Genomic DNA, 26,445 nt, shown 5'->3' with positions numbered 1-26,445 from the left:
ATTTCGCCACAACCCCATGAGAGTTCAAAACAGTCGGAAACCAGTCTTTTCCGGCGCCCTCTCGCCGGCGGCCGGATCGCGCACGCCGGGATCATCCGGCGGACGGCCGAAGAAAGGATCGGGTATACGCTCGCCGTTGGTAACCTCTTCCTTCTCCGTCTTCTTGACCGGAGCCTTGTCGGCTATCGGCTCGGATGGCTTGCGCTCCGTAACCTTGATCGGCTGCGGTTCCGGGCTTGCCTCCTCCCGTTCGGCTTCGAGGATGACGGGCGCTTCGCCACGGCGGGCTGCGGGTGCCGGTTCATGCGCATGCGGCTCCACCGCCACCGGCGGCAGGCTGCGGATCGCCGCGTCGGCATTCGATTGCTCGTGGTCGACGGTCGCCGAAAGCGTATGCGGCGGCGCCTTCCATTCGAACGCATCGAGCCGCCCGCTGACCGGCGAGACCGGCAGCCAGGTCGGTGACGTCACGCCGTCGGCCGTCCAGGCCGGGTCGCGCGGGCTGCGCAGCGCCTGCGCCATCCAGTGGCGGATGCGGCCCTCGTCGCCGGTATCCGCCTCTTCGATATCGGCGAGCAGCAGGAAGATGCTCTCGGTCGGGTCGAGCCTGGCGGCGGCCTCCGCCTTGGTACGGGCGAGAAGCAGTTCGCGCGCTTCGAGCGCGGCTTCGGCGACGGCAGCCATGGCCACGGCATTGTTGGGCTTGAGGGCTTCGAGCTTGCGCGCCCGTTTCAGGCGGTCGACGGCGGTGTCGCCGCCGCGGGCGCGCACATAGAGCCGCGCCACGTCCGGATGCGGCTCGTGCTTCCAGTTCTTTTCGAGGATCGAGGCCCCCTTGCGCAGGTTGTCCTCGCGAAACAGTGCCTTGGCGGCGGTCAGCGCCGCCGGCACCAGATGTTCGTCGAGCTTCAGCGCGGCGAGCGCATCGTCTCGCGCCGCCTTCACGTCGCCATCGAGCCTGGTCATCGCTCGAGCGGTCAAAAGCACCGCCTTCTTGCGGTCGGCTTCCTTGCGCTCGACCACATGGGCCGCGCGGCTCTGGTCGAGGAGACGCAAAGCATCGTCCCACTGTCCGGCCTGGCTCTGGCTGTCGAGCGTCGCGAGCGCTGCCCAGGGCAAATGTGGTGCCTTCTCGGCGGCGCGTTCGGCATATTGCCGGGCGGCCTCGTGCGCGCCGAGGCGCTTGGCTTCGAGATAGAGGCCACGGAGCCCGAGCTCGCGGGTCTCCGGATCGTCGGCCATCAGTTCGAACTTGCGGCGCGCATCGTCGTACTTGCCTTCGATGAGGGCGGTCTGCGCTTCGAGCAGATGGATCAGCGGCTCCTGGTCGGCGCTGATCAATCCGCGGGTGCGGGCGGTCATCTTGCGGGCGAGGTTGGCATCGCCGGCGCCGGCGGCGATCAGGCCGGTCGAAAGCGCCTGGTAGCCACGGTCGCGCTTGCGGGCGCGGAAATAGCGGGTGACGGTGTGCGGCGAGAGCCAGATGGTACGTATCAGCCAGACGGCGATCAGCACCGCGGCGATCAGCGAGATCAGGAGTGACGCAGCGCGCATCAGGCTCATCTCGATGAGCTGACCCTGCCAGATCAGCGAAAGTTCACCCGGTCGGTCCGCGAGCCACGCGAAGCCGAGGCCGAGACCGAGCACGATCAGGATGAAAATCAGAATGCGGATCATATCTGGTACCCTCAGCCCTCTGTGCTTGGCTTTGCCATCGTCGCGGCGACGGCGGCATCGATCGCGGCTTCGACACGCAAACGCTGGTCGAGCTTGGCCTTGAAGGTCTCGCCCGCCGGCTTGGCGGCATCCGGCAGGCCATCCCATTCCAGAGCGGCGCCCTTGAGATCGCCGTTGTTCAGCTTGTCCTCGATGCGGGCGATGACGGCTTCGGGCGTTTCACCCTCGACACTGCCGACGGGGCGCACGCGAATGCCGGACATGGCGCTGGACACCAGCCGGTCGAAGATGCCCTCATTCGGATCGGGCTGATTGAGGGCGTCGAGCATGGCGTCGGCGGTTTTCGGGAATTCGCGGCGCAGCTCGGTGCGGGTCGGCACGCCGACCTGGGCATCCTTAGCCAGAGCGGCGACGGCGGGCTCTCCCGGTGCGATGCTGCGCAGGGCATCGAGTTCGGCAAGGAAGGGACCGCCGCGATCGATTGCCGACTTCAGCGCCGTGACCGCGACCGCCTTGGCCATCTGGATGTCGTTGACCGGCTCGCTGAGCTTCTGCTCGGCAGATTCGATGCGGTTCGTGAGCTCGGCCTTCTCGGCGGTTGCCGTCTGTTGCGCATCGGCAAGCGCCGTCTTCAGGCCTGCAAGCTCCTTGGTGAGCGTGTCGATCTCCGCCTTCAGCGTTTCGACCTCGGAGCTGGGCGCCCCGTTCGTGCCGGGTTGGGAGGCAGACTGCTCCAGGGCTGCGACACGGGTTTCGAGCGCCGTGTTGTCGACGACTGCTGCGGACGTCGGCAGTGCTGCGATCTGGTCGCGCAGCGCCTGCAGTTCACCGGAGATGTTCTGCTCGATGCCGGAAGCGCCACGATCGGGGCCAAGTCCGGGGACGATGCCCGCATATTGCAGGCCGCCGAAGCCGAGCAGCGTCACGAGGCCGCCGACGATGCCGGCCGCAAGCGCGCCAGAGTTCGATACCGGTTTCTGCCGCAGCGTCGGCTCCGGCTCATGTGCCGCGTGGGGCGGCTCTTCGGCGAAGACGGCTGCGGCCGCATCGGCACGCTGCTCCTCGATCTCTTCTTCCAGACGCGATCCGGCGGCGCTGTCGTCGCTGCTGTCCGTTGCCGTGTCATCCGCCTCCGCGTCGCTTGCCGGGCTTGCGGCTGCAACGTCCGTCACCGTCTCGCGGCTGGCTTCGGCCTCCGATTCCGCAACGGTTTTTTCCGCTTCGAGGTCGATCGTCAGCGGTTCCTTCTCGGACTTCGAGCGGCGCGGCGGGTTTTCCGATACCATGGTGACCTCTTCCCGTTGGTGCCTGTCGGCTCTTCTCTCAAACCTAGTCAGCCGGACCGGTGAGGGAAAGCCCCTCCGTTCCGATTTTGACCGAATCGGCGTCGGACTAGCGCGGAATGCGGGCGGAAAACCGGCCACACATCTCCTCACCCCAATTTAGAGCAATCTAAAAAGGTTTTCTTCATCGGGCTTTGCGGCAATCTGCGACATGACGTTGCCCGGCAGCGCCCCGGCAACGGCAGCGCTCAGGCAAAGGTAGCGCGGGGCGAAGGACGCAGCGTCCAAACCGGCCTCCGACAGCAATGTCGTGAGCCGTCGAGCCGTCTCCCGCGAATAGAGCAGGACGGCGTCGGGCCGGCCGGCCTGCGCGAGATCGTGCAACGCGCCGGGCGCGTGCGCGATCGGTTCCATGCGATAGCATTCGACCGCTCTATGTTCGACGCCGTGCTGGCGGAGCGTGCGTTCGAGACCGTCGGAGCGAGGCGAACCGGTCAGGTAGAGGAGGGGCTGTTTCGGCAAGGTGCCGGCCGAAACGATCAGCCCGGCCAGCGCTTCGCCGGTGCCGTCGCCGACGCGGATATCGGTGAAGCCAAGCTCCCCTGCCGCCCGTGCGGTCGCTTCGCCGACGCAGAAGCACGGGGTTTTCAGATGCTTTTCCATTTCACTGCCCAGCGCTGCGAGCACCCGAACGGCTTCGGCGCTGGTCAGGACGATGGCGGCAAATGGTTGTTCGAGCGCCGCCGTGGCAACGGCCGTGAGATGTTTGGCCCGCATCAACGGCAGGAGGATCGGCTGGTGGCCGGCAGCCTCCAGCCGGCGTGCCGTCGCCTCGGCGGCGGGAAGCGGCCGGGTGACGAGCACGCGCATCGGCTCAGGTCCAGCTTGCAAAAAAGCCCGGACCGGCCTTGGCGCGGATTTCCACGCCGGCCTTCTTGCCGAGCGCTTCGGCGTCGGTGGCCTTGCCTTCGATCGTGACGCGATGATGAGTCTGGCCGTCGGGCGTGAGGATCATGCCGGAAAATTTGAGATGGGTGCCATCAGAGGTGGCGAGACCGGCGATCGGCGTGCGGCAGGAACCGTCGAGCGTTGCCAGGAAACCGCGCTCGCAGGCGACCGCCTCGTGCGTGCGCGGATCGTCGATCGCGGCGAGCAGATCGTTGATGCGGCTGTCGCCGATCCGGCTCTCGATGCAGATCGCGCCTTGTGCTGGGGCCGGCGGGAAATCCTTGGGGTCGAGCAGTTCGGTCACGACGTCGGTCATGCCGAGCCGCTTCAGGCCGGCATAGGCGAGCAGCGTGGCGTCCACCTGGCCCTCGGCGAGCTTTCGCAGCCGTGTTTCCACCTGGCCGCGATAGGTGATGACGTTGAGATCCGGGCGCAGCCGGCGGATCAGCGCCTGGCGGCGCAGCGACGAGGAGCCGACGGTCGCGCCTTCGGGCAGTTCCATCAGCTTGCGCGCCGTGCGGCCGATGAAGGCGTCGCGGATATCCTCGCGCGGCAGGAAGGCGGAAAGACAGAGCCCGTCCGGCAGCTTAGTCGGCATGTCCTTGGACGAATGCACGGCAAAATCAAGCTCGCCCGACAGCAACTGCTGTTCGATCTCTTCGGTGAACAGGCCCTTGCCGCCGATCTCGGCGAGCGAGCGGTCGGTGATGCGGTCGCCCTTGGTCGAGAGGATCACGACCTCGAACATTTCCGGCGCCAGGCCATGCGCCGCTGCGAGCCGATCGCGCGTTTCATGGGCTTGAGCGAGCGCCAGCGGGCTGCCGCGCGTGCCGATCCGTAAAGGTTTTGTTTGCATCAAAGGCTATCCATTGTTACCGGAGTTCCGTGTACCCACCTTTCGGTGCGACCGCAATCTTTGAGTATACTCTGATGTCTCCGCCCCTGCGCATCCTCGGCATAGAAACAAGCTGCGACGAAACCGCCGCTTCCGTCATTTTGCGCGATTCCGACGGCAAGGGCCACATTCTCGGGGACGTCGTTCTCAGCCAGCTGGAAGAGCACAGCGCCTATGGCGGCGTGGTTCCGGAGATCGCAGCGCGCGCCCATGTCGAGGCGCTCGATACGCTGATCGAGGAAGCGCTGCTGCGCGCAGGTGTGACGCTTTCGGACATCGATGCCATAGCTGCGACAAGTGGTCCCGGTCTGATCGGCGGCTTGATCGTCGGGCTGATGACCGGCAAGGCGATCGCGCGGGCGACGGGCAAACCGCTCTACGCCGTCAACCATCTCGAAGGCCACGCGCTGACGGCGCGGCTGACCGACGGGCTCTCCTTCCCCTATCTGATGCTGCTCGTCTCCGGCGGCCACACGCAGCTCATCCTCGTCAAGGGCGTCGGCGAATACGAGCGCTGGGGCACGACGATCGACGATGCGCTCGGCGAGGCTTTCGACAAGACGGCGAAACTGCTCGGCCTGCCCTATCCGGGAGGCCCGGCGGTGGAGCGTGCGGCACTTGCCGGCAACCCCGAACGTTTCGATTTTCCACGCCCGCTCGTCGGTGACGCGAGGCTCGATTTCTCGTTTTCGGGTCTGAAGACGGCGGTGCGCCAGGCGGCGCAATCGCTGGAGCCGGTGACGGATGAGGACATCGCCGATATCTGCGCTTCCTTCCAGCGTGCGATTTCGCGCACGCTCAAGGATCGCGTCGGTCGCGGGCTGAAGCGTTTCAAGGCGGAGCATGCCGGCGTGGCGCGCCCGGCGCTGGTGGTTGCCGGCGGCGTTGCCGCCAACCAGGTGCTGCGCTCGACGCTGCAGACCCTGTGCGCCCAATTCGGTTTCGAGTTTATCGCGCCGCCGCTTTCGCTCTGCACCGACAATGCCGCGATGATCGCCTGGGCCGGTGCGGAACGCCTGGCGGCGGGCATGGCGGCCGATGGCCTCGACGTCGCGCCGCGCTCGCGCTGGCCGCTCGATGCCCAGGCACAGGCACTGCTTGGCTCTGGCAAACGCGGCGCCAAGGCATGATGCAGAATGTGACGGATAGAGATGAACGATAATTCCAAGATCGGGCCGAAGATCGTCGTCGTCGGTGCCGGCGCCTTTGGCACCGCGCTCGCAGCGGTTGCGGCCTCGGCCGCAGGCAGCGACGTGACGTTGCTCGCCCGCCGCCAGGAGACCGTAGCGGCGTGCCAAAGCACCGGTCGCAACGAGGAGCACCTGCCGGGCATCGACCTGCCTGCAGCGCTGAAACATACGGCCGACGTCTCCGTTCTGGCCGATGCCGAGGTCGTTCTTTTCGCCATGCCGTCTCAGGCGCATCGCGATGCGGCGCGGCAATATGGCCCGCAGATCAATGTCGCCGCCACGATCGTCACCTGTGCCAAGGGCATGGAGCAGGCAACCGGCCGGTTGCTGACCGATGTCCTGTCGGAGGAATTGCCCGGCCGTTCGATTGGCGTGCTCTCGGGTCCCGGTTTTGCCGCCGACATCGCCAAGGGGCTGCCGACTGCGATGGTGATCGCTGCGGCCGATGCCCAAACGGCGACCATGCTGGCGGAGGTGCTTTCAGGCCCGACCTTCCGTCTCTACCCGTCGGAGGATCGCATCGGCGTCCAGCTCGGCGGTGCGCTCAAGAACGTGCTGGCGATTGCCTGCGGCATCGTCGAGGGTGCAGGTCTCGGCGATTCCGCCCGCGCGGCGCTGATATCGCGCGGCCTTGCCGAGATGTCGCGCTTCATTGCCGCAGAGGGTGGCGAGGCCGATACGGTGCGCGGGCTTTCCGGCCTCGGCGATCTCGTGCTGACGGCCACCAGCCACCAGTCGCGCAACCTGCGCTTCGGCATCGCGCTCGGCAAGAACGGCCGCGCCGATGGGCGCAAGGGCGAACTGGTCGAAGGGGCGTTTGCTGCCTCGGTCGCCGCCCGTGTCGCCCATGATCTCGGGGTTGAAATGCCGATTACCGAAGCGGTGGCGGCGATCATCGACGGCAAGCTCGATGTCCGCACCGCTCTCGAACAATTGATGACACGCCCGATTACCCAGGAATAATCCGGCAGCGGGATGAGGAAAAGTGTAAGGCGGTTTCCGCTTGCATCCCGCGCCAAACGACAACACCAGGAGGAAGCATGCTCTTCGCACTTCATTGCACCGACCACCCAGGCGCGCTGCAGCTTCGGCTCGATACCCGCCCCGATCACGTCGCCTATCTCAATGATCTCAACGCCAAGGGCATCCTGAAAATGGCAGGCCCGTTCCTCGGCGACGACGGCAAGCCGACCGGCAGCCTGGTGATCGTCAAGGCCGAGACCATCGGCGAAGCCCGTGCTTTCGCCGAAGCGGATCCCTATGCCAAGGCGGGTCTTTTCTCCAAGGTCGAGATCAAGGCCTTCAACTGGGTCTTCAACAATCCGGAGGCTTGAGCGGCGATGGCGCACTGGCTCTACAAGTCCGAACCATTCAAATGGTCCTGGCAGATGCAGAAGGATGCGGGCGCCAAGGGCACCGAGTGGACCGGTGTGCGCAACTATCAGGCGCGCAACAACATGCGGGCGATGCAGATCGGCGACAAGGGCTTCTTCTATCACTCGAACGAGGGCCTGGAGATCGTCGGCATCACCGAGGTCTCGGCGCTTTCGCACCCGGATTCGACCGCAGAGGGTGACGCCCGCTGGGACTGCGTCGAGATCCGCGCGGTGATGGACATGCCGCGTCCGGTGACGCTGAAGGAAATCAAGGAAAACCCGAAGCTCGCCAAGATGTCGCTCGTCACCTCCATGCGCCTGTCGGTGCAGCCGGTGACCGAGGACGAATGGATCGAGGTCTGCCGTATGGGCGGGCTCGACAATCCGCCGCGGTAGTTTGTTTTTCCGCATGATTGGTCCGACACCGGTTCCCCGCCTTTCGGATCACGCTTGGAGAGTTGTTTGAAGACCGATCCGGAAAGCTTCATTCTCGCCAATACCGGTGTGCTCTCGCCGCCGCACGTGCCGGAGGTCCGCCTGCATCTGGCAACCGAGGCGCATGAGCTCTGGCTGAAGACCGAGGAGGAATTGCAGGAGATTGGCCTGCCGCCGCCGTTCTGGGCCTTTGCCTGGGCCGGAGGGCAGGGGCTTGCGCGCTATATCCTCGATCATCCGGAGGTGGTGCGCGGCAGGCAGGTCGTCGATTTCGCCTCCGGCTCCGGTCTGGTGGCGATCGCCGCGATGAAGGCCGGCGCGGCCTCGGTTCTCGCTGCCGATATCGATCCCTGGGCGGAAACGGCGGTCCGGCTCAATGCCGATCTCAACGGCGTCACGCTTTCCTATACGGGCGAGGACGTGACCGGCCGCGACCTTCGGGCCGATGTCTGCCTCGCCGGCGACGTCTTCTACGACAAGGCTTTCGCCGACCGGCTGAAGCCGTGGTTTTCGGAAATGGCGGCAAAAGGCGTGACGGTGATCGTCGGCGATCCCGGCCGTGCCTATTGCCCGCGCGAGATGATGACGCCGCTTGCGACTTACGAGGTTCCCGTGACGCGCGCACTGGAAGACAGCGAGATCAAGCGCACGACCGTCTGGCGCTTCGGGGCTGCCGCGGACACGGACGGTTGACAGCCCAAAGGCCTTCGATTCCAATCCCTCAAAAAAACAAGGGGATCGGACATGGCATTTGCGGGCATGAACTATCTGGCGGTGCTGATGGCCGCCATCGCGGCTTTCATCATTGGCGCGGTCTATTACGGCGTTCTCGGCAAGCCCTGGATGAAGGCAGCGCGCATCGATCCCGCAAGCGCGCAGATGTCGCCCGTACTCTTCGCCATTTCCTTCGCCTCGGAACTGGTGATGGCGACCATGGTCGCCGGCGTCGTCGGCCATCTCGGTCCGGACGAGGTGACGCTCGTCAACGGCATCGCCTCGGGCTTCTTCCTCTGGCTCGGCTTCGTCGCCACAACCCTCGTCGTCAACCATCGCTATCAGGGTTTCGGCTGGGACCTGTCGCTGATCGACGGGGTACACTGGCTGCTCGTGCTTCTGGCGATGGGCGCCATCATCGGCGCCATGGGCGTGACGGGCTGATTCGGCCGGAAGCGCTGCGGCTACCGCCGGATCACGCAGACGCCGTGTTCATAGGCGCAGGAGCCGTTCATCGTTTGCGGCGTGACATTGATGATCTTGCCGCGTTTCGCCTGCGGTGGCGGCGCGTACTCGCCGCCGTCGGCATAGCCGTAATCGCCTTCCTGGTTGAAATAGATGCCGTTGCCGAGGTCGACATAGGCGGAAATGCCGCCGACATAGGTGCCGATGCCCGGGATCATGTCCGGATACTCATCGCCGCCATAGTAGCTCGGGCGGTAGTCGCGGCGCTGGCCACCGGATGTCCAGATCTCGCGCCCCGCCCGGTCGCGAACCCACCCGCCGCCGGTTCCCCAGTGTTCGGCATAGGCACCGCGATAGGGACGGTATTGCGGGAGGAGAACATGCCGCGTGCGTGTCTCGACTTCCGGCAGGCCATCGGCGATGCGTGGGCGACCGTCGTGGCGGCGGCCCCCGGAGGTCCAGATGTCATTGCCTGCCCTGTCACGAACCCATCCGCCGCGATGTTCCCAGCGCCCGGCATAGTGGCCCGGGTAGGGGCGATATCGGGGGAGCCGAACATGCCGGGTGCGCGTGTTCACTTCCGGCAGCCCATTGTTGGCCATCCAGTCGCGACGCGGCATGTGATTGCGGTTCCAGCCGCTGCGATAGCCTGAGCGGTCCGAATACATGCGGATATGGTTGGTGCGCGTCTGAAAGCCGCGTGCTCCGCCCCAGTCGCGGGCCTCCAAGGGGATGCAGGTCGTGGCGATGGCCAGGCCGGCGAGCGCTAGCACTTTGGTCGCATGGATTGCCCTGAACAGAGTCATTCTGTTCGCCCTCCGGATGACGCTTAACAAATCGTTAAGATCACCTTGGGCCACTTTCGCCGGAAAGTCACGGAATTGCTTGGCTTTTTGCTGGTATCGTTAACGGATGCCCATGTCTCCGGCAGGCAGAAAAATGGCGCAATTCGTCTAATCGATTAAATTGATTTTGCACCGCAAACACACTTGTCGTTAAGCATTATGGTGATTAAAGGTCCGAATGACTGAATTGCGCACAATCAGGTGCGATACCGGACTAAAATCGTCCAGTTTCTTGGGCGAAAATCCGGGCATTCCGTGAGGTTCCGATGACGAATGTCACAAGAAGCCGGCCACTCTCGCCGCATCTTCAAATCTATAAACCGATCCCGACGATGGTGATGTCCATTGTGCACCGCATCACCGGCGGCGCGCTCTACTTCGGCACCATCCTCGTTGCCTGGTGGCTGATCGCCGCCGCATCGGGTGCGGCCTACTACGACTGGGTTAGCTGGCTGTTCGGCACGCTGATCGGCAAGCTGGTGCTCTTCGGTTACACCTGGGCCCTGGTGCACCACATGCTCGGAGGCTTGCGCCACTTCGTCTGGGATCTCGGCTACGGCTACGAGAAGCACTTCGCCACGAAGATGGCCAAGGCGACGATCATCTGTTCGGTGGCGCTCACGCTGCTGATCTGGGTGGTCGGCTATCTCGTCCGCTAACTGAGAGGAAAGACACCCATGGATATGCGCACACCTCTCGCCAAGGTCCGCGGTCTCGGTTCCGCCAAGGAAGGCACCGATCACTTCTGGCGCCAGCGCCTGACGGCGGTCGCCAACGTTCCGCTCCTGATCTTCTTCGTCATCTTCCTCGTTCGCTACGCAGGCGCCCCTCACGCGGATGTCGTCGCCGCGCTTGCGAACCCCTTCGTCGCGGTCGTCATGGCCCTCGTCGTGCTCTCGGGCCTGATCCACATGCGTCTCGGCATGCAGGTGATCATCGAGGACTACGTGCATGGCGAAGGCATGAAGATCGCCCTTCTCATGCTCAATACGTTTTTCCCGATCGCGGTTGGCGGGCTCTGTCTCTTCGCCATCCTGAAGATCGCTTTTGCAGGGTAATTTCGCCATGGCATCGAACAATTCACCTGCTGCAAACGGCAAGGCCTACCAATATGTCGATCACGCCTTCGACGTCGTCGTCGTCGGCGCCGGCGGCGCGGGCTTGCGCGCGACCCTCGGTATGGCCGAACAGGGTCTGAAAACCGCCTGCATCACCAAGGTCTTCCCGACCCGCTCGCACACGGTTGCCGCCCAGGGCGGCATCGCCGCCTCGCTGCAGAACATGACGCCGGACAGCTGGCAGTGGCACCTCTACGACACCGTCAAGGGTTCCGACTGGCTCGGCGACGTCGACGCCATGCAGTACCTCGCCATGGAAGCGCCGAAGGCGGTCTATGAACTCGAGCATTACGGCGTGCCGTTCTCGCGCAACGCGGAAGGCAAGATCTACCAGCGGCCCTTCGGCGGCCACATGCAGAACTACGGCGAAGGCCCGCCGGTTCAGCGCACCTGCGCTGCCGCCGACCGTACCGGCCACGCGATCCTGCACACGCTCTACGGCCAGTCTCTCAGGAACAATGCCGAATTCTTCATCGAGTATTTCGCGCTCGACCTGATCATGTCGGATGATGGCCGCTGCACCGGCGTCGTCGCCTGGAACCTCGACGATGGCACGATCCATCGTTTCGCCGCCAAGATGGTGGTGCTGGCGACCGGCGGCTACGGCCGTGCCTACTTCTCGGCGACCTCGGCACATACCTGCACGGGCGACGGCGGCGGCATGATCGCGCGCGCCGGCCTGCCGCTGCAGGACATGGAATTCGTCCAGTTCCACCCGACCGGCATCTACGGCGCGGGCTGCCTGATCACCGAAGGCGCACGCGGCGAAGGCGGCTACCTCGTCAACTCCGAAGGCGAGCGCTTCATGGAGCGCTATGCGCCCTCGGCCAAGGACCTTGCCTCGCGTGACGTCGTCTCGCGCTGCATGACGATGGAAATCCGCGAAGGCCGCGGCGTCGGCAAGAACAAGGACCACATCTTCCTGCATCTCGACCACCTGGATCCGGCCGTGCTGCACGAGCGCCTGCCGGGCATCTCGGAATCGGCGAAGATCTTCGCCGGCGTCGACGTGACGCGCGAGCCGATCCCGGTTCTGCCGACGGTGCACTACAACATGGGCGGCGTGCCGACCAACTATTGGGGCGAAGTCCTGAACGCCGACGGCCAGAATCCGGAACGCGTCGCGCCCGGCCTGATGGCGGTGGGCGAAGCCGGCTGCGCCTCGGTGCACGGCGCCAACCGTCTCGGCTCCAACTCGCTGATCGACCTCGTCGTCTTCGGCCGTGCCGCCGCCATCCGCGCCGGCCAGGTGATCGACCGCAACGAGGCGATACCGGAACTCAACAAGGCCGCCTGCGACCGGATCATGGACCGCTTCGACCGCCTGCGTAACGCCAATGGCGGCACGCCGACGGCGGCGCTGCGCGAAAAGATGCAGCGCGCCATGCAGGAAGACGCAGCCGTGTTCCGCACCCAGGAATCGCTGGAATCGGGCTGCAAGCGCATCTCGGCGATCTGGAAGGAACTTCCCGACATCAAGGTCACCGACCGCTCGATGATCTGGAACTCCGACCTCGTCGAGACGCTGGAACTCGAAAACCTCATGGCCAATGCCATCACGACGATCTATGGCGCGGAAGCGCGCAAGGAGAGCCGTGGTTCGCACGCCCGCGAGGACTTCACCGAGGGCCCGCTCGGCGGCCGCGACGACGTCAACTGGCGCAAGCATACGCTCGCCTGGGTCAACGAGGCCGGCGACGTCAAGCTCGACTATCGCCCTGTCCATACCGACCTGATCGCCGACGGCATCGATCCCAAGAAGATCGCGCCGAAGGCGCGCGTCTACTGATCTTGAGGAATAAGCCACATGGTTGAACTCGCTCTCCCCAAGAACTCGCAGATGACGGAAGGCAAGGTCTGGCCGAAGCCTCAGGGCGCGACCAACGTTCGCGAATACCGCATCTATCGCTGGAACCCGGATGACGGCGCCAATCCGCGCATCGATACCTTCTATATCGATATCGACGATTGCGGCCCGATGGTGCTCGACGGTCTGCTCTACATCAAGAACAAGATCGATCCGACGCTGACGCTGCGCCGCTCCTGCCGCGAAGGCATCTGCGGTTCCTGCGCGATGAACATCGACGGCACCAACACGCTCGCCTGTACCAAGGGCATGGACGAGATCAAGGGCGCGGTGAAGGTCTATCCGCTGCCGCACATGCCTGTTGTCAAGGACCTGGTGCCGGATCTGACGAACTTCTACGCCCAGCACCGCTCGATCGAGCCGTGGCTGAAGACGGTGTCGCCGACGCCGGCCAAGGAATGGAAGCAGAGCCATGAGGATCGCCTGAAACTCGATGGCCTCTACGAGTGCATTCTGTGCGCCTGCTGCTCGACCTCCTGTCCGAGCTATTGGTGGAACGGCGACCGTTACCTCGGTCCGGCGGTTCTGCTGCAGGCCTATCGCTGGCTGATCGACAGCCGCGACGAAGCGACCGGCGAGCGTCTCGACAATCTCGAGGACCCCTTCCGCCTCTACCGCTGCCACACGATCATGAACTGCGCGCAGGCCTGTCCGAAGGGCCTGAACCCGGCTAAGGCGATCGGCGAAATCAAGAAGATGCTGGTCGAGCGCCGCCTCTGATCGACAGGCAGAATTCGATTGCGAAAGCGGCGGGTCCCGGGCCCGCCGCTTTCATTTCGACATGTTGGCCGGCGGTGCCGGTCGAGCAATCCGCGATTGCGGGACGCAAATCAACAGATCGTCGCTCGCGACCTCGAGTTGAGGCCATGTGGCGCGGGCTGGCTTGCACTTTGGCCAGACGTTTCAATCCTGCAACAGATCGGCAGGAATCGTCGTCCCTTGATTTGGCCGGTGGATTTGCTGTATTTCGGCCTATATTATCGCGTTGCATCATGGTTCGCGGACACGAACAGGAGTAGGGATATGCGGGTTTTTCATGCGGCGGCGGGGCTGGCAGTTGTGCTTGCGCTGACCGGATGCCAGCGGACGTCGATGGGCGGTTTCAGTTCCCAGGATGCTTCACCCGCTCCCATTCAGGCCGCACCGGTTCCCTCGGTTTCGTCGAACCAGCTTCCGGCGCCGACCGGAAACACCTCGCAATTCCCGGCTGCACCGACGAGCGGGACCATGACGCCCGGCACGGTTCAGCAGCCTGGCACGCAGGTCGCTGCCACGGCGGGCGGCGGACTTGACGTCACCAAGGAGTCGATGGTCGGCAACTGGCGCGTATCGAGCGCCGGCAGCTCCTGCGACATGTTCCTGACGCTTACCAATCTCGGCTCCGGCTCGCGCGGCGGCACGCGCGGCTGCGCCGGCGAGCTGACGACCATGGGGTCCTGGGAAGTGGCCGGCAAGCAAGTGGTTCTCAAGGACCGCAGCGGCAATGCCATCGCCCGTCTCTACAAGACGGCCGATGCCCGTTTCGACGGCTCGACCAATGGCGGCCAGCCGGTCAGCCTCAGCCGCTGACGCTTTTTCAGCCCGGTCTCGCGCCGGGCTTTTGTTTTCCGGCCCATCTCGGGTGAGACGTGCTCAATCCTGACGACAGCATCTACCGCAAGCTCGAAACTCTCGTTGAGAGCGGCGAGCGCAAGCGCGACCCCGCACAGTTTACGATTGCGCGGCGTTTCGACCATCTTTCCGCAGAGCTGCTGGCCAGCCGTCCGTCGCGCAAGACCAATGCGCTCGGCTGGCTGTTCGCCTCACGCAAGAAGGACCATGCGCCGGTCAAGGGCCTCTACATCCATGGCGGCGTCGGGCGCGGCAAGACCATGCTGATGGATCTGTTCTTCGATACCGTGCCGATCCAGCGCAAACGTCGGGCGCATTTCCATGAGTTCATGGCCGACGTGCACGAGCGCATCTACAGGCACCGCCAGAAGCTCAAGAACGGCGAGACGAAGCAGGCCGATCCAATCCCGCCCGTCGCCTCGGAGCTTTTCGGCGAGGCGCGGCTGCTCTGCTTCGACGAGTTCTCGGTTACCGATATCGCCGATGCGATGATCCTTGGGCGGCTGTTCGGCGAGCTCTTCTCGAAGGGCTGCGTCCTGGTCGCGACGTCGAATGTGGCGCCTGACGATCTCTATCGCGACGGTCTCAATCGCGGCCTGTTCCTGCCCTTCATCGATCTCCTGAAGGCCAATGCCGAGGTCATCTCCCTCGACACGGACACCGACTACCGCCTGACGAAGACGGACGGCAGCCCGGTCTGGCTTTCGCCGCTCGACGCCGAAGCGGATGCCGCGATGGCGCGGGCCTGGATCCAGGAGACCGGCAACGCCCTGGCCGGACCCGCCGAGGTGCCGCGCAAGGGTCGCAAGATCCATGTGCCGGTCGCCTCCGGAAAGAGCGCCCGCTTTACCTTCGCCGATCTTTGCCAGCAGCCGCTCGGCGCGGCGGACTATTTGGCTATCCTCGAACGCTATACGACGATCTTCGTCGATCACGTGCCGCATCTGGGTCCCCACATGCGCAACGAGACCAAGCGCTTCATCCTCCTGGTGGACACGCTCTATGATCACGGCGCCCGCCTTTTCGCTTCGGCCGTGGCCGAACCGCAGGGCCTTTTGACCCTGAAGAAGGGTACCGAGGGCTTCGAATTCGACCGCACGGTTTCGCGCCTGATCGAGATGCAAAGCGAGGAATATGCCGCCGCGCACCCCGCCAATACTGCTGTTCCATGACACAGTTGTGACGCAAATTCTTACGTTTACGTAAGAAATTTATGATCTAACCGATTGAAATTACTTCACTCGAAAGTATCGATTGATATTTTACCGTTTGCCGTTTAATGGCTTCCGGCGAAGGTTTGGCGTTTGCCGCGTTTCAGGCCTCGATCATATTGGGATCACAAAGGAAGCACTTTCATGGCGCGCAACAAGATCGCACTTATCGGTTCAGGGATGATTGGTGGTACGCTGGCGCATCTCGCCGGCCTGAAGGAACTGGGCGACATCGTCCTCTTCGACATCGCCGACGGCATCCCGCAGGGCAAGGGCCTCGACATCGCCCAGTCCTCCCCGGTCGAAGGCTTCGACGCCAACCTTACCGGCGCCAGCGACTATTCGGCAATCGAAGGTGCTGACGTCTGCATCGTCACCGCCGGCGTTCCGCGCAAGCCCGGCATGAGCCGCGACGATCTGCTCGGCATCAACCTCAAGGTCATGGAACAGGTCGGCGCCGGCATCAAGAAGTACGCTCCGAACGCCTTCGTCATCTGCATCACCAACCCGCTCGACGCCATGGTCTGGGCGCTGCAGAAGTTCTCGGGCCTGCCTAAGAACAAGGTCGTCGGCATGGCCGGCGTTCTCGATAGCTCGCGCTTCCGCCTGTTCCTGTCCCAGGAATTCAACGTTTCGGTCCAGGACGTCACCGCCTTCGTGCTCGGCGGCCACGGCGACACCATGGTGCCGCTCGCCCGCTACTCGACCGTTGCCGGCATCCCGCTGACCGACCTCGTTCAGATGGGTTGGGTCACCAAGGAGCGCCTCGAAGAAATCATCCAGCGCACCCGTGACGGCGGCGCCGAAATCGTCGGCCTGCTGAAGACCGGCTCGGCCTACTACGCCCCGGCCGCCTCGGCGATCGAAATGGCCGAAGCCTACCTCAAGGACAAGAAGCGCGTCCTGCCCTGCGCCGCGCACCTGACCGGCCAGTACGGCGTCAAGGACATGTATGTCGGCGTTCCGACCGTTATCGGCGCCGGTGGCGTCGAGCGCATCATCGAGATCGATCTCAACAAGACCGAGAAGGAAGCTTTCGACAAGTCGGTCGCTTCGGTCGCCGGTCTTTGCGAAGCCTGCATCGGCATTGCGCCGAGCCTGAAGCAGTAATCGCATCCGGTTGAGCGGACGCCAGATCCGCTCAACTTCTTTGTTTTTGCCGCATTTGTGTGAGGGCAGGTGTTTCACCTGCCTGCGGAATGCTCCAGACAGGAAAAACACCATGAACATTCATGAATATCAGGCCAAGGCTCTCCTGAAGAGCTATGGCGCACCGGTCGCGGAAGGCGTCGCGATCTTCTCCGCCGACGAAGCCGAGGCTGCTGCCAAGTCGCTTCCGGGCCCGCTCTACGTCGTCAAGAGCCAGATCCATGCCGGCGGCCGCGGCAAGGGCAAGTTCAAGGAACTCTCTGCCGACGCCAAGGGCGGCGTTCGTCTTGCCTTCTCGGTCGATGAAGCCAAGGCTCATGCGAAGGAAATGCTCGGCAATACGCTCGTCACCGCGCAGACCGGCCCTGCCGGCAAGCAGGTGAACCGCCTCTACATCGAGGACGGCGCCGACATCGATCGCGAACTCTATCTTTCGCTGCTCGTTGACCGCTCGGTCGGCCAGATCGCCTTCGTCGTTTCGACGGAAGGCGGCATGGACATCGAGGCCGTTGCGCATGACACCCCGGAAAAGATCGTCAACGTCGCGATCAACCCGGAAGCTGGCGTCACCGCCACTGATCTCGCCAAGCTCACCTCGGCCCTGAAGCTCGAAAGCGAAGCCAAGGCTGACGCCGAAAAGCTCTTCCCGATCCTCTACAAGGCTTTTGTCGAGAAGGACATGAGCCTGCTCGAGATCAACCCGCTGATCGTCATGAAGAACGGCCGCATGCGCGTTCTCGATGCCAAGGTCTCGTTCGACGGTAACGCCCTGTTCCGCCACGACGACATCAGGGCGCTGCGCGACGAAACCGAAGAAGACGCCAAGGAACTCGAGGCCTCCAAGTGGGACCTCGCCTATGTGGCGCTCGACGGCAACATCGGCTGCATGGTCAACGGCGCAGGCCTTGCCATGGCGACGATGGACATCATCAAGCTCTACGGCAAGGAGCCGGCGAACTTCTGCGACGTCGGCGGCGGCGCCGGCAAGGAGAAGGTCGCGGCAGCCTTCAAGATCATCACGGCCGATCCGAAGGTCGAGGGTATCCTCGTCAACATCTTCGGCGGCATCATGAAGTGCGATGTCATCGCTGAAGGTGTCGTTGCGGCCGTGCAGGAAGTCGGCCTCAAGGTTCCGCTGGTCGTTCGTCTCGAAGGCACGAATGTCGAGCTTGGCAAGAAGATCCTGAATGAATCCGGCCTGGCGATCACCGCCGCCGACGATCTGGATGACGCTGCCAAGAAGATCGTCGCCGCGATCAACGGCTAACTGAAGGACCAGACCACATGTCGATTCTCGTCAATAAGAACACCAAGGTCCTCGTTCAGGGCCTGACCGGCAAGACCGGCACCTTCCATACCGAACAGGCGCTTGCCTATTACGGCACGCAGATGGTCGGCGGCATTCACCCGAAGAAGGGCGGCGAAACCTGGACCGGCTCCAAGGGCGAAACCCTGCCGATCTTCGCCTCGGTTGCCGAAGGCCGTGAAAAGACCGGTGCGGACGCATCCGTGATCTATGTTCCGCCGGCAGGTGCTGCGGACGCGATCATCGAGGCGATCGATGCGGAAATCCCGTTCATCACCTGCATTACCGAAGGTATCCCGGTTGCCGACATGGTGCGCGTCAAGGCTCGTCTCGACCGCTCCAAGTCGCGCCTGCTCGGCCCGAACTGCCCCGGTATCCTGACGCCGGAAGAATGCAAGATCGGCATCATGCCGGGCTCGATCTTCCGCAAGGGTTCGGTCGGCATCGTCTCGCGCTCCGGCACGCTGACCTATGAAGCCGTGTTCCAGACCTCCAACGAAGGCCTCGGCCAGACGACGGCCGTCGGCATCGGCGGCGACCCGGTCAAGGGCACCGAGTTCATCGACGTGCTGGAGATGTTCCTGGCCGACGAGGCCACGACCTCGATCATCATGATCGGCGAAATCGGCGGCTCGGCCGAAGAGGATGCGGCGCAGTTCCTCATCGACGAGGCCAAGAAGGGCCGCAAGAAGCCGATGGCCGGCTTCATCGCGGGCCGTACCGCGCCGAAGGGCCGCACCATGGGTCACGCCGGCGCCGTCGTTTCCGGCGGCAAGGGCGATGCGGAATCCAAGATCGCTGCGATGGAGCAGGCCGGCATCCGCTTGTCGCCGTCGCCGGCCCGCCTCGGCAAGACGCTGGTCGAAGTCCTCAAGGGCTGATCTCAAACCGTTTGTCCGGGCCGGCCGATCCGGCCCGGACAATCTGCCTGCCGCGAGTTTCCTTGGCTGATTGAAGATCAGGACACGCGGCAACTTAGTGCCACGGTGATCCCGGCGCGTCCTTTCGATGCGTGGTGCCGTAGGAACAGCAGGCGCCTGCGCGCCGAACGAACATGAACGACCGGGATACCCGGCAACCCAACTTCAGTCAGGAGGCGGACAGAAACGTCCGCGTGAGACCATGACAAGGCAAGAGGCCAACGAGCAATTCCAGCTCACTTCGTTTCTGGACGGCGCCAATGCCGCCTATATCGAGCAGCTCCAAGCACGCTATGAAACGGACCCGGCGTCCGTGTCGGCCGAATGGCAGGCCTTCTTCAAGGCGCTCGCCGATCGGCCGGAAGATGTCGTGAAGGCAGCCAAGGGCGCCTCCTGGAAAAAGAACAACTGGCCGATCCCGGCCAATGGCGAACTCGTCTCCGCGCTCGATGGCGACTGGGGTACGGTCGAAAAGGTCATCGAAAAGAAGGTCAAGGCGAAGGTTGAGGAAGCCGCCGCTGCCGCCGGTGTTGCCGTCAGTGCGGCCGACATCCATCAGGCGACGCGCGACTCCGTCCGTGCCATCATGATGATCCGCGCCTATCGCGCCCGCGGCCACCTGCATGCCAAGCTCGACCCGCTCGGCCTTGCTGCCCCGGTCGAGGATTACAACGAGCTTTCGCCCTCGAACTACGGCTTCGAGGACAAGGATCTCGACCGCAAGATCTTCATCGACAACGTGCTCGGCCTCGAATACGCGACCATCCGCGAGATGGTCGAAATCCTCGAGCGCACCTATTGCTCGACGATCGGCGTCGAGTTCATGCACATGTCGAACCCGGACGAGAAGGCCTGGATCCAGGAACGCATCGAAGGGCCGGACAAGGGCGTCGAATTCACCCCTGAAGGCAAGAAAGCGATCCTGCAGAAGCTGATCGAGGCCGAAGGCTTCGAGCAGTTCATCGACGTCAAGTACAAGGGCACCAAGCGCTTCGGTCTCGATGGCGGCGAGTCCGTCATCCCGGCGCTCGAGCAGATCATCAAGCGCGGCGGCCAGGAAGGCCTCAAGGAAATCGTGCTCGGCATGGCCCACCGCGGCCGCCTGAACGTGCTTTCCCAGGTCATGGCCAAGCCGCACCGCGCCATCTTCCACGAGTTCAAGGGCGGCTCCTACGCGCCTGACGACGTCGAAGGTTCGGGCGACGTGAAGTACCACCTCGGCGCTTCCTCCGACCGCGAGTTCGACGGCAACAAGGTTCACCTGTCGCTGACGGCGAACCCCTCGCACCTCGAAATCGTCAACCCTGTTGTCATGGGCAAGGCACGCGCCAAGCAGGACCAGATGGCGACCGTCTTCGAGGGCGACATTATTCCGCTGCGCGAGCGCTCCAAGGTCATGCCGCTTCTGCTGCATGGTGACGCCGCCTTTGCCGGCCAGGGCGTGATCGCCGAAATCCTCGGCCTTTCGGGCCTGCGCGGCCACCGCGTTGCCGGTACCGTTCACTTCATCATCAACAACCAGATCGGCTTCACCACCAATCCGGCCTTCTCGCGTTCGTCGCCCTATCCGTCCGACGTCGCCAAGATGATCGAAGCGCCGATCTTCCACGTCAACGGCGACGATCCGGAAGGCGTCGTCTATGCGGCCAAGATCGCGACCGAGTTCCGGATGAAGTTCCACAAGCCGGTCGTCATCGACATGTTCTGCTACCGGCGCTTCGGCCACAACGAAGGCGACGAGCCGGCGTTCACCCAGCCGAAGATGTACAAGGTCATTCGCGCCCACAAGACGGTCGTCCAGCTCTATTCGGAACGACTGATCGGCGAAGGCCTGATCTCCGAAGGCGAAGTCGAGAAGATGAAGGCCGATTGGCGCGCCCACCTCGAGCAGGAGTTCGAGGCCGGCCAGTCCTACAAGCCGAACAAGGCCGACTGGCTCGATGGCGCCTGGTCTGGCCTGCGCTCGGCCGACAACCAGGACGAACAGCGCCGCGGCAAGACCTCGGTGCCGATGAAGCAGCTCAAGGAAGTCGGCCGCAAGATCTCGGAGATCCCGGCAGGCTTCAACGCGCACCGCACCATCCAGCGCTTCATGGAAAACCGCGCCAACATGATCCAGACCGGCGAGGGCATCGACTGGGCAATGGCCGAAGCGCTCGCCTTTGGTACGCTCGTCACCGAAGGCACCAAGATCCGTCTTTCGGGTCAGGACTGCGAGCGCGGCACCTTCTCGCAGCGCCATTCGGTGCTCTACGATCAGCAGACCGAAGAGCGCTACATTCCGCTCGCGAACCTGTCGCCGACACAGGCCCGCTACGAAGTCATCAACTCGATGCTCTCCGAAGAGGCGGTTCTCGGCTTCGAATACGGCTACTCGCTCGCCCGCCCGAACGCGCTGACGCTCTGGGAAGCCCAGTTCGGCGACTTCGCCAACGGTGCACAGGTCGTCTTCGACCAGTTCATCTCGTCGGGCGAACGCAAGTGGCTGCGCATGTCGGGTCTCGTCTGCCTGCTGCCGCACGGCTATGAGGGCCAGGGTCCGGAGCACTCCTCCGCCCGCCTCGAACGCTTCCTGCAGCTCTGCGCCGAAGACAACATGCAGGTCGCCAACGTCACGACGCCGGCGAACTACTTCCACATCCTGCGCCGCCAGGTGAAGCGCGATTTCCGCAAGCCGCTGATCCTGATGACGCCGAAGTCGCTGCTGCGCCACAAGCGGGCGATCTCCAGCCTGTCGGAAATGGCCGGAGAGAGCTCGTTCCACCGCCTGCTGTGGGACGACGCCGAAGTCATCAAGGATGGTCCGATCAAGCTGCAGAAGGACTCGAAGATCCGTCGCGTCGTGCTCTGCTCGGGCAAGGTCTACTACGACCTGCTGGAAGAGCGCGAAAAGCGCGGCATCGACGACGTCTACCTGCTGCGCGTCGAGCAGCTCTATCCGTTCCCGGCCAAGGCGCTCATCAACGAGCTCAGCCGCTTCCGCAATGCGGAGATGGTCTGGTGCCAGGAAGAGCCGAAGAACATGGGCGCATGGTCGTTCATCGACCCCTATCTCGAATGGGTTCTCGCCCATATCGACGCCAAGTATCAGCGCGTGCGCTACACCGGCCGTCCGGCCGCCGCCTCGCCGGCGACGGGCCTGATGTCGAAGCACCTGGCGCAGCTTGCCGCTTTCCTCGAGGACGCGCTGGGGGGCTGATGCTCCCCTCGCTCTGAGCCAACAGAAACAGATATCTGATCAACGGAACAAAAATCATGGCAACAGAAATCCGCGTTCCCACCCTTGGTGAATCCGTCAGCGAAGCGACCGTCGGCACCTGGTTCAAGAAGGTCGGCGATGCCATCAAGGCCGACGAACCCCTGCTCGAACTCGAAACCGACAAGGTGACGATCGAAGTGCCGGCCCCTGCTGCCGGCACGCTTTCCGAAATCGTCGCGCAGGCCGGCGAGACCGTCGGTCTCGGCGCACTGCTCGGCCAGATCGCCGCCGGTGACGGCGCTGCCACAGCAGCAGCAGCCCCGGCTGCCGCGCCTGAGAAGAAGGCCGAACCGGCTGCTGCTGCCCCGGCCGTTGCTGCGGCTCCCGCCGCCTCGTCGATGCCGCCGGCACCGGCTGCCGCCAAGCTGCTCGCCGAAAACAACCTCTCGGCCGACCAGGTCGACGGTTCTGGCAAGCGTGGCCAAGTGCTGAAGGGTGACGTGCTTGCCGCCGTCGCCAAGGGCATCTCGACGCCGGTCGCCGCAGAGCCGGCCAAGGTCCAGGCCCGTGCGCCGTCAACGGCCGAAGACGCCGTTCGCGAAGAGCGCGTCAAGATGACCCGCCTGCGCCAGACGATCGCACGCCGCCTCAAGGATGCGCAGAACACCGCCGCCATGCTGACCACCTACAACGAGGTGGACATGAGCGCGGTCATGTCGCTGCGCAACAAGTACAAGGACATCTTCGAGAAGAAGCATGGCGTGAAGCTCGGCTTCATGGGCTTCTTCACCAAGGCCGTCACCCACGCGCTGAAGGAAATCCCGGCCGTCAACGCCGAGATCGACGGCACCGACATCATCTACAAGAACTACTGCCACATCGGCGTCGCCGTCGGCACGGACAAGGGTCTTGTCGTTCCGATCGTACGTGATGCCGACCAGATGTCGATCGCCGAAATCGAGAAGGACATCGGCCGCCTTGGCAAGGCTGCGCGTGATGGCGCGCTGTCGATGGCCGACATGCAGGGCGGCACCTTCACGATCTCCAACGGCGGCGTCTATGGTTCGCTGATGTCTTCGCCGATCCTGAACGCCCCGCAGTCGGGCATTCTCGGCATGCACAAGATCCAGGACCGTCCGGTCGCCATCGGCGGCCAGGTCGTCATTCGCCCGATGATGTACCTCGCGCTCTCCTACGATCACCGCATCGTCGACGGCAAGGAAGCCGTGACCTTCCTCGTCCGCGTCAAGGAAAGCCTTGAGGATCCGGAGCGTCTGGTTCTCGATCTCTAATCTTGGCAATGGACGCGGGCGCCTCTGCGCGCCCGCGTCTCTCCTCATGTCGGTCGGAGACGGCGAATGATGGTTCGTCGCCGCCTTTGCCGAAGAGACCTGCCCCGGCGGGGCCGTGATACCGATCTGGATTGATCCTGAGATTGCGAGGGTTGATGGAAGCCGCGGCAGCGTCGACTGAAATCTGGGTGCTCGGCTGGAGCGTCGTGCTGCTGATCGTCCACATCCTGGTGCAGGGGCTGTCGCTCGACCTCGCCGGCGATCTCGGCGTCAAGTACCTGCTCGGACCTCGTGATCAGCAGCGCGTTTCGAAGAGCATCGTGGCGGGACGTCTCCTGCGGGCGCTTCGCAACATGCTGGAAACCTATCCTGCCTTCGTTGCCCTTGCGCTTGCATTGGCGGTGACTGGGAAGACCGGCGGCCTCGGTGCCATCGGCGCCTTAACCTGGATTTTGGCACGGGTGGCCTACATCATCCTCTACGTGGCAGGCGTTCCCGTATTGCGCTCCATCGTCTGGTTCGTGTCGATCATTGCACTGTTGCTGATGGTCGTCCGGCTCATGGCATAGCATCCCTGCGGCAAGGCAAGAGGAGACTGGGCATGGCATTCGAACCCAATATACCGCCGATCCAGGTGCATCTCTGCGTCAAGGATGGCATGGCGGCGATTGCTTTCTACGAGAAGGCCTTCGGCGCCCAACACACCTTTTGCCAGTTGGCGGAGGATCGCAAGCGCGTGATGCATTCCAATCTCGTGCTCTTCGGCGGCGAGATCATGCTGCACGACGAATTTCCCGAATTCGGATCGAGCGTGCTTTCACCGAAGACGGTCGGCGGCGCAAGTGTGGCCATCAACGTCAACCTGCCGGAGGCTGCCGATGTCGACGCGGCCTATGACAGGGCGATTGCCGCAGGGGCATCGACAGTGCTGGAGCCGCAGGATACCTTCTGGCACGCACGCTACGCGCGCATCCAGGATCCCTTCGGCCACGTCTGGGCCTTCAACGCACCGGTCGCAAAACCATGAGCCAATACCTCCTTGAACTTGCCTCGCTGATGGCGATCTTCGCCTTCGCCATCGTCTCGCCCGGCGCCGACCTCGCCATGGTCATGCGCCAGTCGATCGTGCATGGCCGCCGCCCGGCCATCATCACATCCTTCGGCATCGGTACGTCGCTGATGTTCCATGTCACCTATACGATCCTTGGCCTCGGGCTGATCATTTCGCAGTCGATCTACCTGTTCAACATCGTCAAATGGTGCGGCGTCGCTTACCTGATCTATATCGGCATCAAGGCGCTGCGCGCCGGTCAGACGGAGATCAAGGTCGAGCGCGCGGAAGGCGCTGAGCCCGCCAAGAGCCAGTCGGCCGCAAAGGCCTTCGGCCTCGGCTTCGCCGCCAACGCGCTCAACCCGAAGCCGGTGTTCTTCTTCCTGTCGATCTTCTCGACCGTCGTCAGCGCCCACACGCCGATTCTCATCAAGTTCGGCTACGGTCTGGTCATGGCCTCCTGCCTGATCCTCTGGTTCGTCGGCGTCAGTCTGTTCATGACGACGCCGCGTATGCGCGCCGCCTTCACCCGCGCCAGCAAGTGGATCGACCGCATGAGCGGCGTGGTCTTCATCGCCCTCGGCCTCAAGCTCGCGACGGAGAAGGCCGCCTGATCATGGTTCCCGGTCGTTTCGTTCCGACATTGTTTGGCTCGGCTCTGTTCGGCCTTGCACTCGCCGCACCGGCAACCGCTGCCGACTGCAAGCAGTCGCATGCGATCTATGGCGATCGCGACGGCGGCTACGAACTGCGTTTCGAACCGGTCAGCTCGGCAAGCGCGGCGACCAGCAACCACTTCAAGGTGGTGGTGCTGAAAGCCGGCCTGCTGCTCGACGGCATCGTGATGCCGGCAGGCGAGCCGGAGCGCGCGACGGGGCTGATCATGCACAACTGCCCGGAGGGGGACGCGACCGGTGAGGAGCTGCGCGCCTGCACCGTCTGGCAGGGCGTCGTCTACGCGATAAACAGGGCCGGAGCGGTCAGCGAGATCCCGGCTGAGACCGAGCCTGCGGCCGAGCAACTGCTGCTTCCCGATTTCGGCCCGTCGCTCAGGGCGTCCAGCGCCTGGGGCAAGGGCAAGGCGGAGGCCGACAGCTGGGATTCCTTCACCCTCAAGGGATGCGCCGCATGAGCGTGCGCCCCGTTCTCCTCGTGACCGGCGGCAGCCGCGGCATCGGCGCGGCGATCTGCCTCGGCGCCGCCAAGGCCGGCTGGCGCGTCGCCGTCAACTATGCGAGCAACCGCAAGGCCACCGATGCTGTCGTCGGCGCGATCGAGCGGGCAGGCGGTTCGGCGATTGCGGTTCAGGGCGATGTCGGCTCTGAAGCGGATATCCAGGCGATGTTTGCCGCCGTCGATGCGGCGTTCGGCCGCCTCGACGGCCTCGTCAACAATGCCGGCATCGTCGGGCCGACCGAGCGGGTGGATGAAATGTCCGTCGACCGGCTGGAGCGCATGTTCCGCATCAACGTCACCGGTTCCATTCGCTGTGCGGCGGAAGCGGTCCGGCGCATGTCGACGCGCTATGGCCACCAGGGCGGCGCCATTGTCAACATCTCCTCGGTCGCCGCGGTGCTCGGCTCGCCGGGGCAATATGTCGACTATGCCGCGTCGAAGGGCGCTATCGACACCTTTACCGTCGGCCTTGCGCGCGAGGTCGCGACCGAGGGCATTCGCGTCAACGCGATACGCCCCGGCATCATCGATACCGAGATCCACGCCTCCGGCGGTCTGCCTGACCGGGCACGCGATCTCGCTTCCACCATTCCCGTTCAGCGACCCGGCACCGCCGAGGAAGTCGCTGACGCGGTTCTCTACCTCCTGTCGGACAAGGCGACTTATGTGACGGGAGCAATTCTCAATGTCAGCGGCGGGCGGTAACCGCCCTGAAGG

The 26,445-nt window shown here is 63.9% G+C and carries 27 protein-coding genes; 22 read left to right on the top strand and 5 right to left on the bottom strand.

Annotation, left to right across the window (positions count from 1 at the left end; translation table 11 throughout):
• Positions 1-24: 24 nt before the first annotated feature.
• The 4 genes from BHMPCIPO_RS16485 to hemC all read right to left on the bottom strand — a co-directional run bounded on the left by BHMPCIPO_RS16485 (position 25) and on the right by hemC (position 4,764).
• Positions 25-1,677, bottom strand: coding sequence for a heme biosynthesis protein HemY (locus BHMPCIPO_RS16485; RefSeq protein ID WP_173517769.1), 1,653 nt, complete (start codon positions 1,675-1,677; stop codon positions 25-27).
• Positions 1,678-1,688: 11 nt separating this feature from the next.
• Entirely contained in the window at positions 1,689-2,963 is a 1,275-nt protein-coding gene (locus BHMPCIPO_RS16480) for a COG4223 family protein (protein ID WP_173517768.1), read from the bottom strand.
• A 156-nt stretch (positions 2,964-3,119) separates the two neighbouring features.
• Complete coding sequence (locus tag BHMPCIPO_RS16475; RefSeq protein WP_173517767.1) at positions 3,120-3,830, bottom strand: uroporphyrinogen-III synthase; 711 nt, start codon at positions 3,828-3,830, stop codon at positions 3,120-3,122.
• Between the two features lie 4 nt (positions 3,831-3,834).
• Positions 3,835-4,764: a hydroxymethylbilane synthase gene (gene hemC / locus BHMPCIPO_RS16470; protein ID WP_173517766.1), complete on the bottom strand. Its 930-nt coding sequence runs from the start codon at positions 4,762-4,764 to the stop codon at positions 3,835-3,837.
• Between the two features lie 74 nt (positions 4,765-4,838).
• Here hemC and tsaD point away from each other — a divergent pair, with 74 nt between their 5' ends.
• The 6 genes from tsaD to BHMPCIPO_RS16440 all read left to right on the top strand — a co-directional run bounded on the left by tsaD (position 4,839) and on the right by BHMPCIPO_RS16440 (position 8,962).
• Positions 4,839-5,933 (top strand): tRNA (adenosine(37)-N6)-threonylcarbamoyltransferase complex transferase subunit TsaD, encoded by a 1,095-nt coding sequence (gene tsaD, locus BHMPCIPO_RS16465; RefSeq protein WP_173517765.1) that lies wholly within the window; start codon positions 4,839-4,841, stop codon positions 5,931-5,933.
• 39 nt (positions 5,934-5,972) lie between these two features.
• Positions 5,973-6,956, top strand: a complete 984-nt coding sequence (locus tag BHMPCIPO_RS16460) for an NAD(P)H-dependent glycerol-3-phosphate dehydrogenase (RefSeq protein WP_173518195.1) — start codon at positions 5,973-5,975, stop codon at positions 6,954-6,956.
• 77 nt (positions 6,957-7,033) lie between these two features.
• The gene (locus BHMPCIPO_RS16455; protein WP_173517764.1) at positions 7,034-7,327 is read left to right on the top strand and encodes a YciI-like protein; all 294 of its coding nucleotides are present in this window, start codon (positions 7,034-7,036) and stop codon (positions 7,325-7,327) included.
• 6 nt (positions 7,328-7,333) lie between these two features.
• Complete coding sequence (locus BHMPCIPO_RS16450) at positions 7,334-7,765, top strand: EVE domain-containing protein (protein ID WP_173517763.1); 432 nt, start codon at positions 7,334-7,336, stop codon at positions 7,763-7,765.
• Between the two features lie 66 nt (positions 7,766-7,831).
• On the top strand, positions 7,832-8,497 hold the full coding sequence (locus tag BHMPCIPO_RS16445; protein ID WP_173517762.1) for a class I SAM-dependent methyltransferase: 666 nt from the start codon (positions 7,832-7,834) through the stop codon (positions 8,495-8,497).
• Positions 8,498-8,548: 51 nt separating this feature from the next.
• Positions 8,549-8,962 (top strand): DUF1761 domain-containing protein, encoded by a 414-nt coding sequence (locus tag BHMPCIPO_RS16440; protein WP_173517761.1) that lies wholly within the window; start codon positions 8,549-8,551, stop codon positions 8,960-8,962.
• Positions 8,963-8,982: 20 nt separating this feature from the next.
• On the opposite strand, the gene BHMPCIPO_RS16435 is transcribed toward BHMPCIPO_RS16440, so the two are convergent.
• Positions 8,983-9,789 (bottom strand): hypothetical protein, encoded by an 807-nt coding sequence (locus tag BHMPCIPO_RS16435; protein WP_173517760.1) that lies wholly within the window; start codon positions 9,787-9,789, stop codon positions 8,983-8,985.
• 305 nt (positions 9,790-10,094) lie between these two features.
• Here BHMPCIPO_RS16435 and sdhC point away from each other — a divergent pair, with 305 nt between their 5' ends.
• The 16 genes from sdhC to BHMPCIPO_RS16355 all read left to right on the top strand — a co-directional run bounded on the left by sdhC (position 10,095) and on the right by BHMPCIPO_RS16355 (position 26,433).
• Positions 10,095-10,487 carry a succinate dehydrogenase, cytochrome b556 subunit gene (gene sdhC / locus BHMPCIPO_RS16430; protein ID WP_173517759.1) on the top strand — a complete coding sequence of 131 codons (393 nt, stop codon included), beginning with the start codon at positions 10,095-10,097 and terminating at the stop codon, positions 10,485-10,487.
• 18 nt (positions 10,488-10,505) lie between these two features.
• On the top strand, positions 10,506-10,886 hold the full coding sequence (gene sdhD / locus BHMPCIPO_RS16425; RefSeq protein ID WP_173517758.1) for a succinate dehydrogenase, hydrophobic membrane anchor protein: 381 nt from the start codon (positions 10,506-10,508) through the stop codon (positions 10,884-10,886).
• 7 nt (positions 10,887-10,893) lie between these two features.
• A complete protein-coding gene (gene sdhA, locus BHMPCIPO_RS16420) occupies positions 10,894-12,735 on the top strand; it encodes a succinate dehydrogenase flavoprotein subunit (RefSeq protein WP_173517757.1) in 1,842 nt (613 codons plus the stop codon).
• 18 nt (positions 12,736-12,753) lie between these two features.
• Positions 12,754-13,533, top strand: coding sequence for a succinate dehydrogenase iron-sulfur subunit (locus BHMPCIPO_RS16415; RefSeq protein WP_173517756.1), 780 nt, complete (start codon positions 12,754-12,756; stop codon positions 13,531-13,533).
• A gap of 303 nt (positions 13,534-13,836) precedes the next feature.
• Positions 13,837-14,382 carry a protease inhibitor Inh/omp19 family protein gene (locus tag BHMPCIPO_RS16410; protein WP_173517755.1) on the top strand — a complete coding sequence of 182 codons (546 nt, stop codon included), beginning with the start codon at positions 13,837-13,839 and terminating at the stop codon, positions 14,380-14,382.
• A 59-nt stretch (positions 14,383-14,441) separates the two neighbouring features.
• Positions 14,442-15,596 (top strand): cell division protein ZapE, encoded by a 1,155-nt coding sequence (zapE, locus tag BHMPCIPO_RS16405; RefSeq protein WP_173517754.1) that lies wholly within the window; start codon positions 14,442-14,444, stop codon positions 15,594-15,596.
• 183 nt (positions 15,597-15,779) lie between these two features.
• On the top strand, positions 15,780-16,745 hold the full coding sequence (gene mdh / locus BHMPCIPO_RS16400; protein WP_173517753.1) for a malate dehydrogenase: 966 nt from the start codon (positions 15,780-15,782) through the stop codon (positions 16,743-16,745).
• A 112-nt stretch (positions 16,746-16,857) separates the two neighbouring features.
• Positions 16,858-18,051 (top strand): ADP-forming succinate--CoA ligase subunit beta, encoded by a 1,194-nt coding sequence (gene sucC, locus BHMPCIPO_RS16395; protein WP_173517752.1) that lies wholly within the window; start codon positions 16,858-16,860, stop codon positions 18,049-18,051.
• Positions 18,052-18,068: 17 nt separating this feature from the next.
• On the top strand, positions 18,069-18,971 hold the full coding sequence (gene sucD, locus BHMPCIPO_RS16390; protein WP_173517751.1) for a succinate--CoA ligase subunit alpha: 903 nt from the start codon (positions 18,069-18,071) through the stop codon (positions 18,969-18,971).
• Between the two features lie 241 nt (positions 18,972-19,212).
• Positions 19,213-22,209: a 2-oxoglutarate dehydrogenase E1 component gene (locus BHMPCIPO_RS16385; protein ID WP_173517750.1), complete on the top strand. Its 2,997-nt coding sequence runs from the start codon at positions 19,213-19,215 to the stop codon at positions 22,207-22,209.
• Positions 22,210-22,265: 56 nt separating this feature from the next.
• Positions 22,266-23,501 (top strand): 2-oxoglutarate dehydrogenase complex dihydrolipoyllysine-residue succinyltransferase, encoded by a 1,236-nt coding sequence (odhB, locus tag BHMPCIPO_RS16380; protein ID WP_173517749.1) that lies wholly within the window; start codon positions 22,266-22,268, stop codon positions 23,499-23,501.
• A gap of 155 nt (positions 23,502-23,656) precedes the next feature.
• Positions 23,657-24,070 carry an MAPEG family protein gene (locus BHMPCIPO_RS16375; protein WP_173517748.1) on the top strand — a complete coding sequence of 138 codons (414 nt, stop codon included), beginning with the start codon at positions 23,657-23,659 and terminating at the stop codon, positions 24,068-24,070.
• Positions 24,071-24,102: 32 nt separating this feature from the next.
• On the top strand, positions 24,103-24,528 hold the full coding sequence (locus BHMPCIPO_RS16370; protein ID WP_173517747.1) for a VOC family protein: 426 nt from the start codon (positions 24,103-24,105) through the stop codon (positions 24,526-24,528).
• Positions 24,525-25,166 carry a LysE family translocator gene (locus tag BHMPCIPO_RS16365; protein WP_173517746.1) on the top strand — a complete coding sequence of 214 codons (642 nt, stop codon included), beginning with the start codon at positions 24,525-24,527 and terminating at the stop codon, positions 25,164-25,166. The genes BHMPCIPO_RS16370 and BHMPCIPO_RS16365 overlap by 4 nt, the downstream gene beginning before the upstream one ends.
• A 2-nt stretch (positions 25,167-25,168) precedes the next feature.
• Entirely contained in the window at positions 25,169-25,684 is a 516-nt protein-coding gene (locus BHMPCIPO_RS16360) for a hypothetical protein (RefSeq protein WP_173517745.1), read from the top strand.
• On the top strand, positions 25,681-26,433 hold the full coding sequence (locus BHMPCIPO_RS16355; protein ID WP_173517744.1) for an SDR family oxidoreductase: 753 nt from the start codon (positions 25,681-25,683) through the stop codon (positions 26,431-26,433). The genes BHMPCIPO_RS16360 and BHMPCIPO_RS16355 overlap by 4 nt, the downstream gene beginning before the upstream one ends.
• Positions 26,434-26,445 lie beyond the last annotated feature (12 nt).

It is taken from the genome of Ensifer sesbaniae (genome assembly GCF_013283665.1).
GTDB lineage: Bacteria > Pseudomonadota > Alphaproteobacteria > Rhizobiales > Rhizobiaceae > Ensifer > Ensifer sesbaniae.
This window is presented reverse-complemented; position numbering and strand designations above follow the sequence as displayed.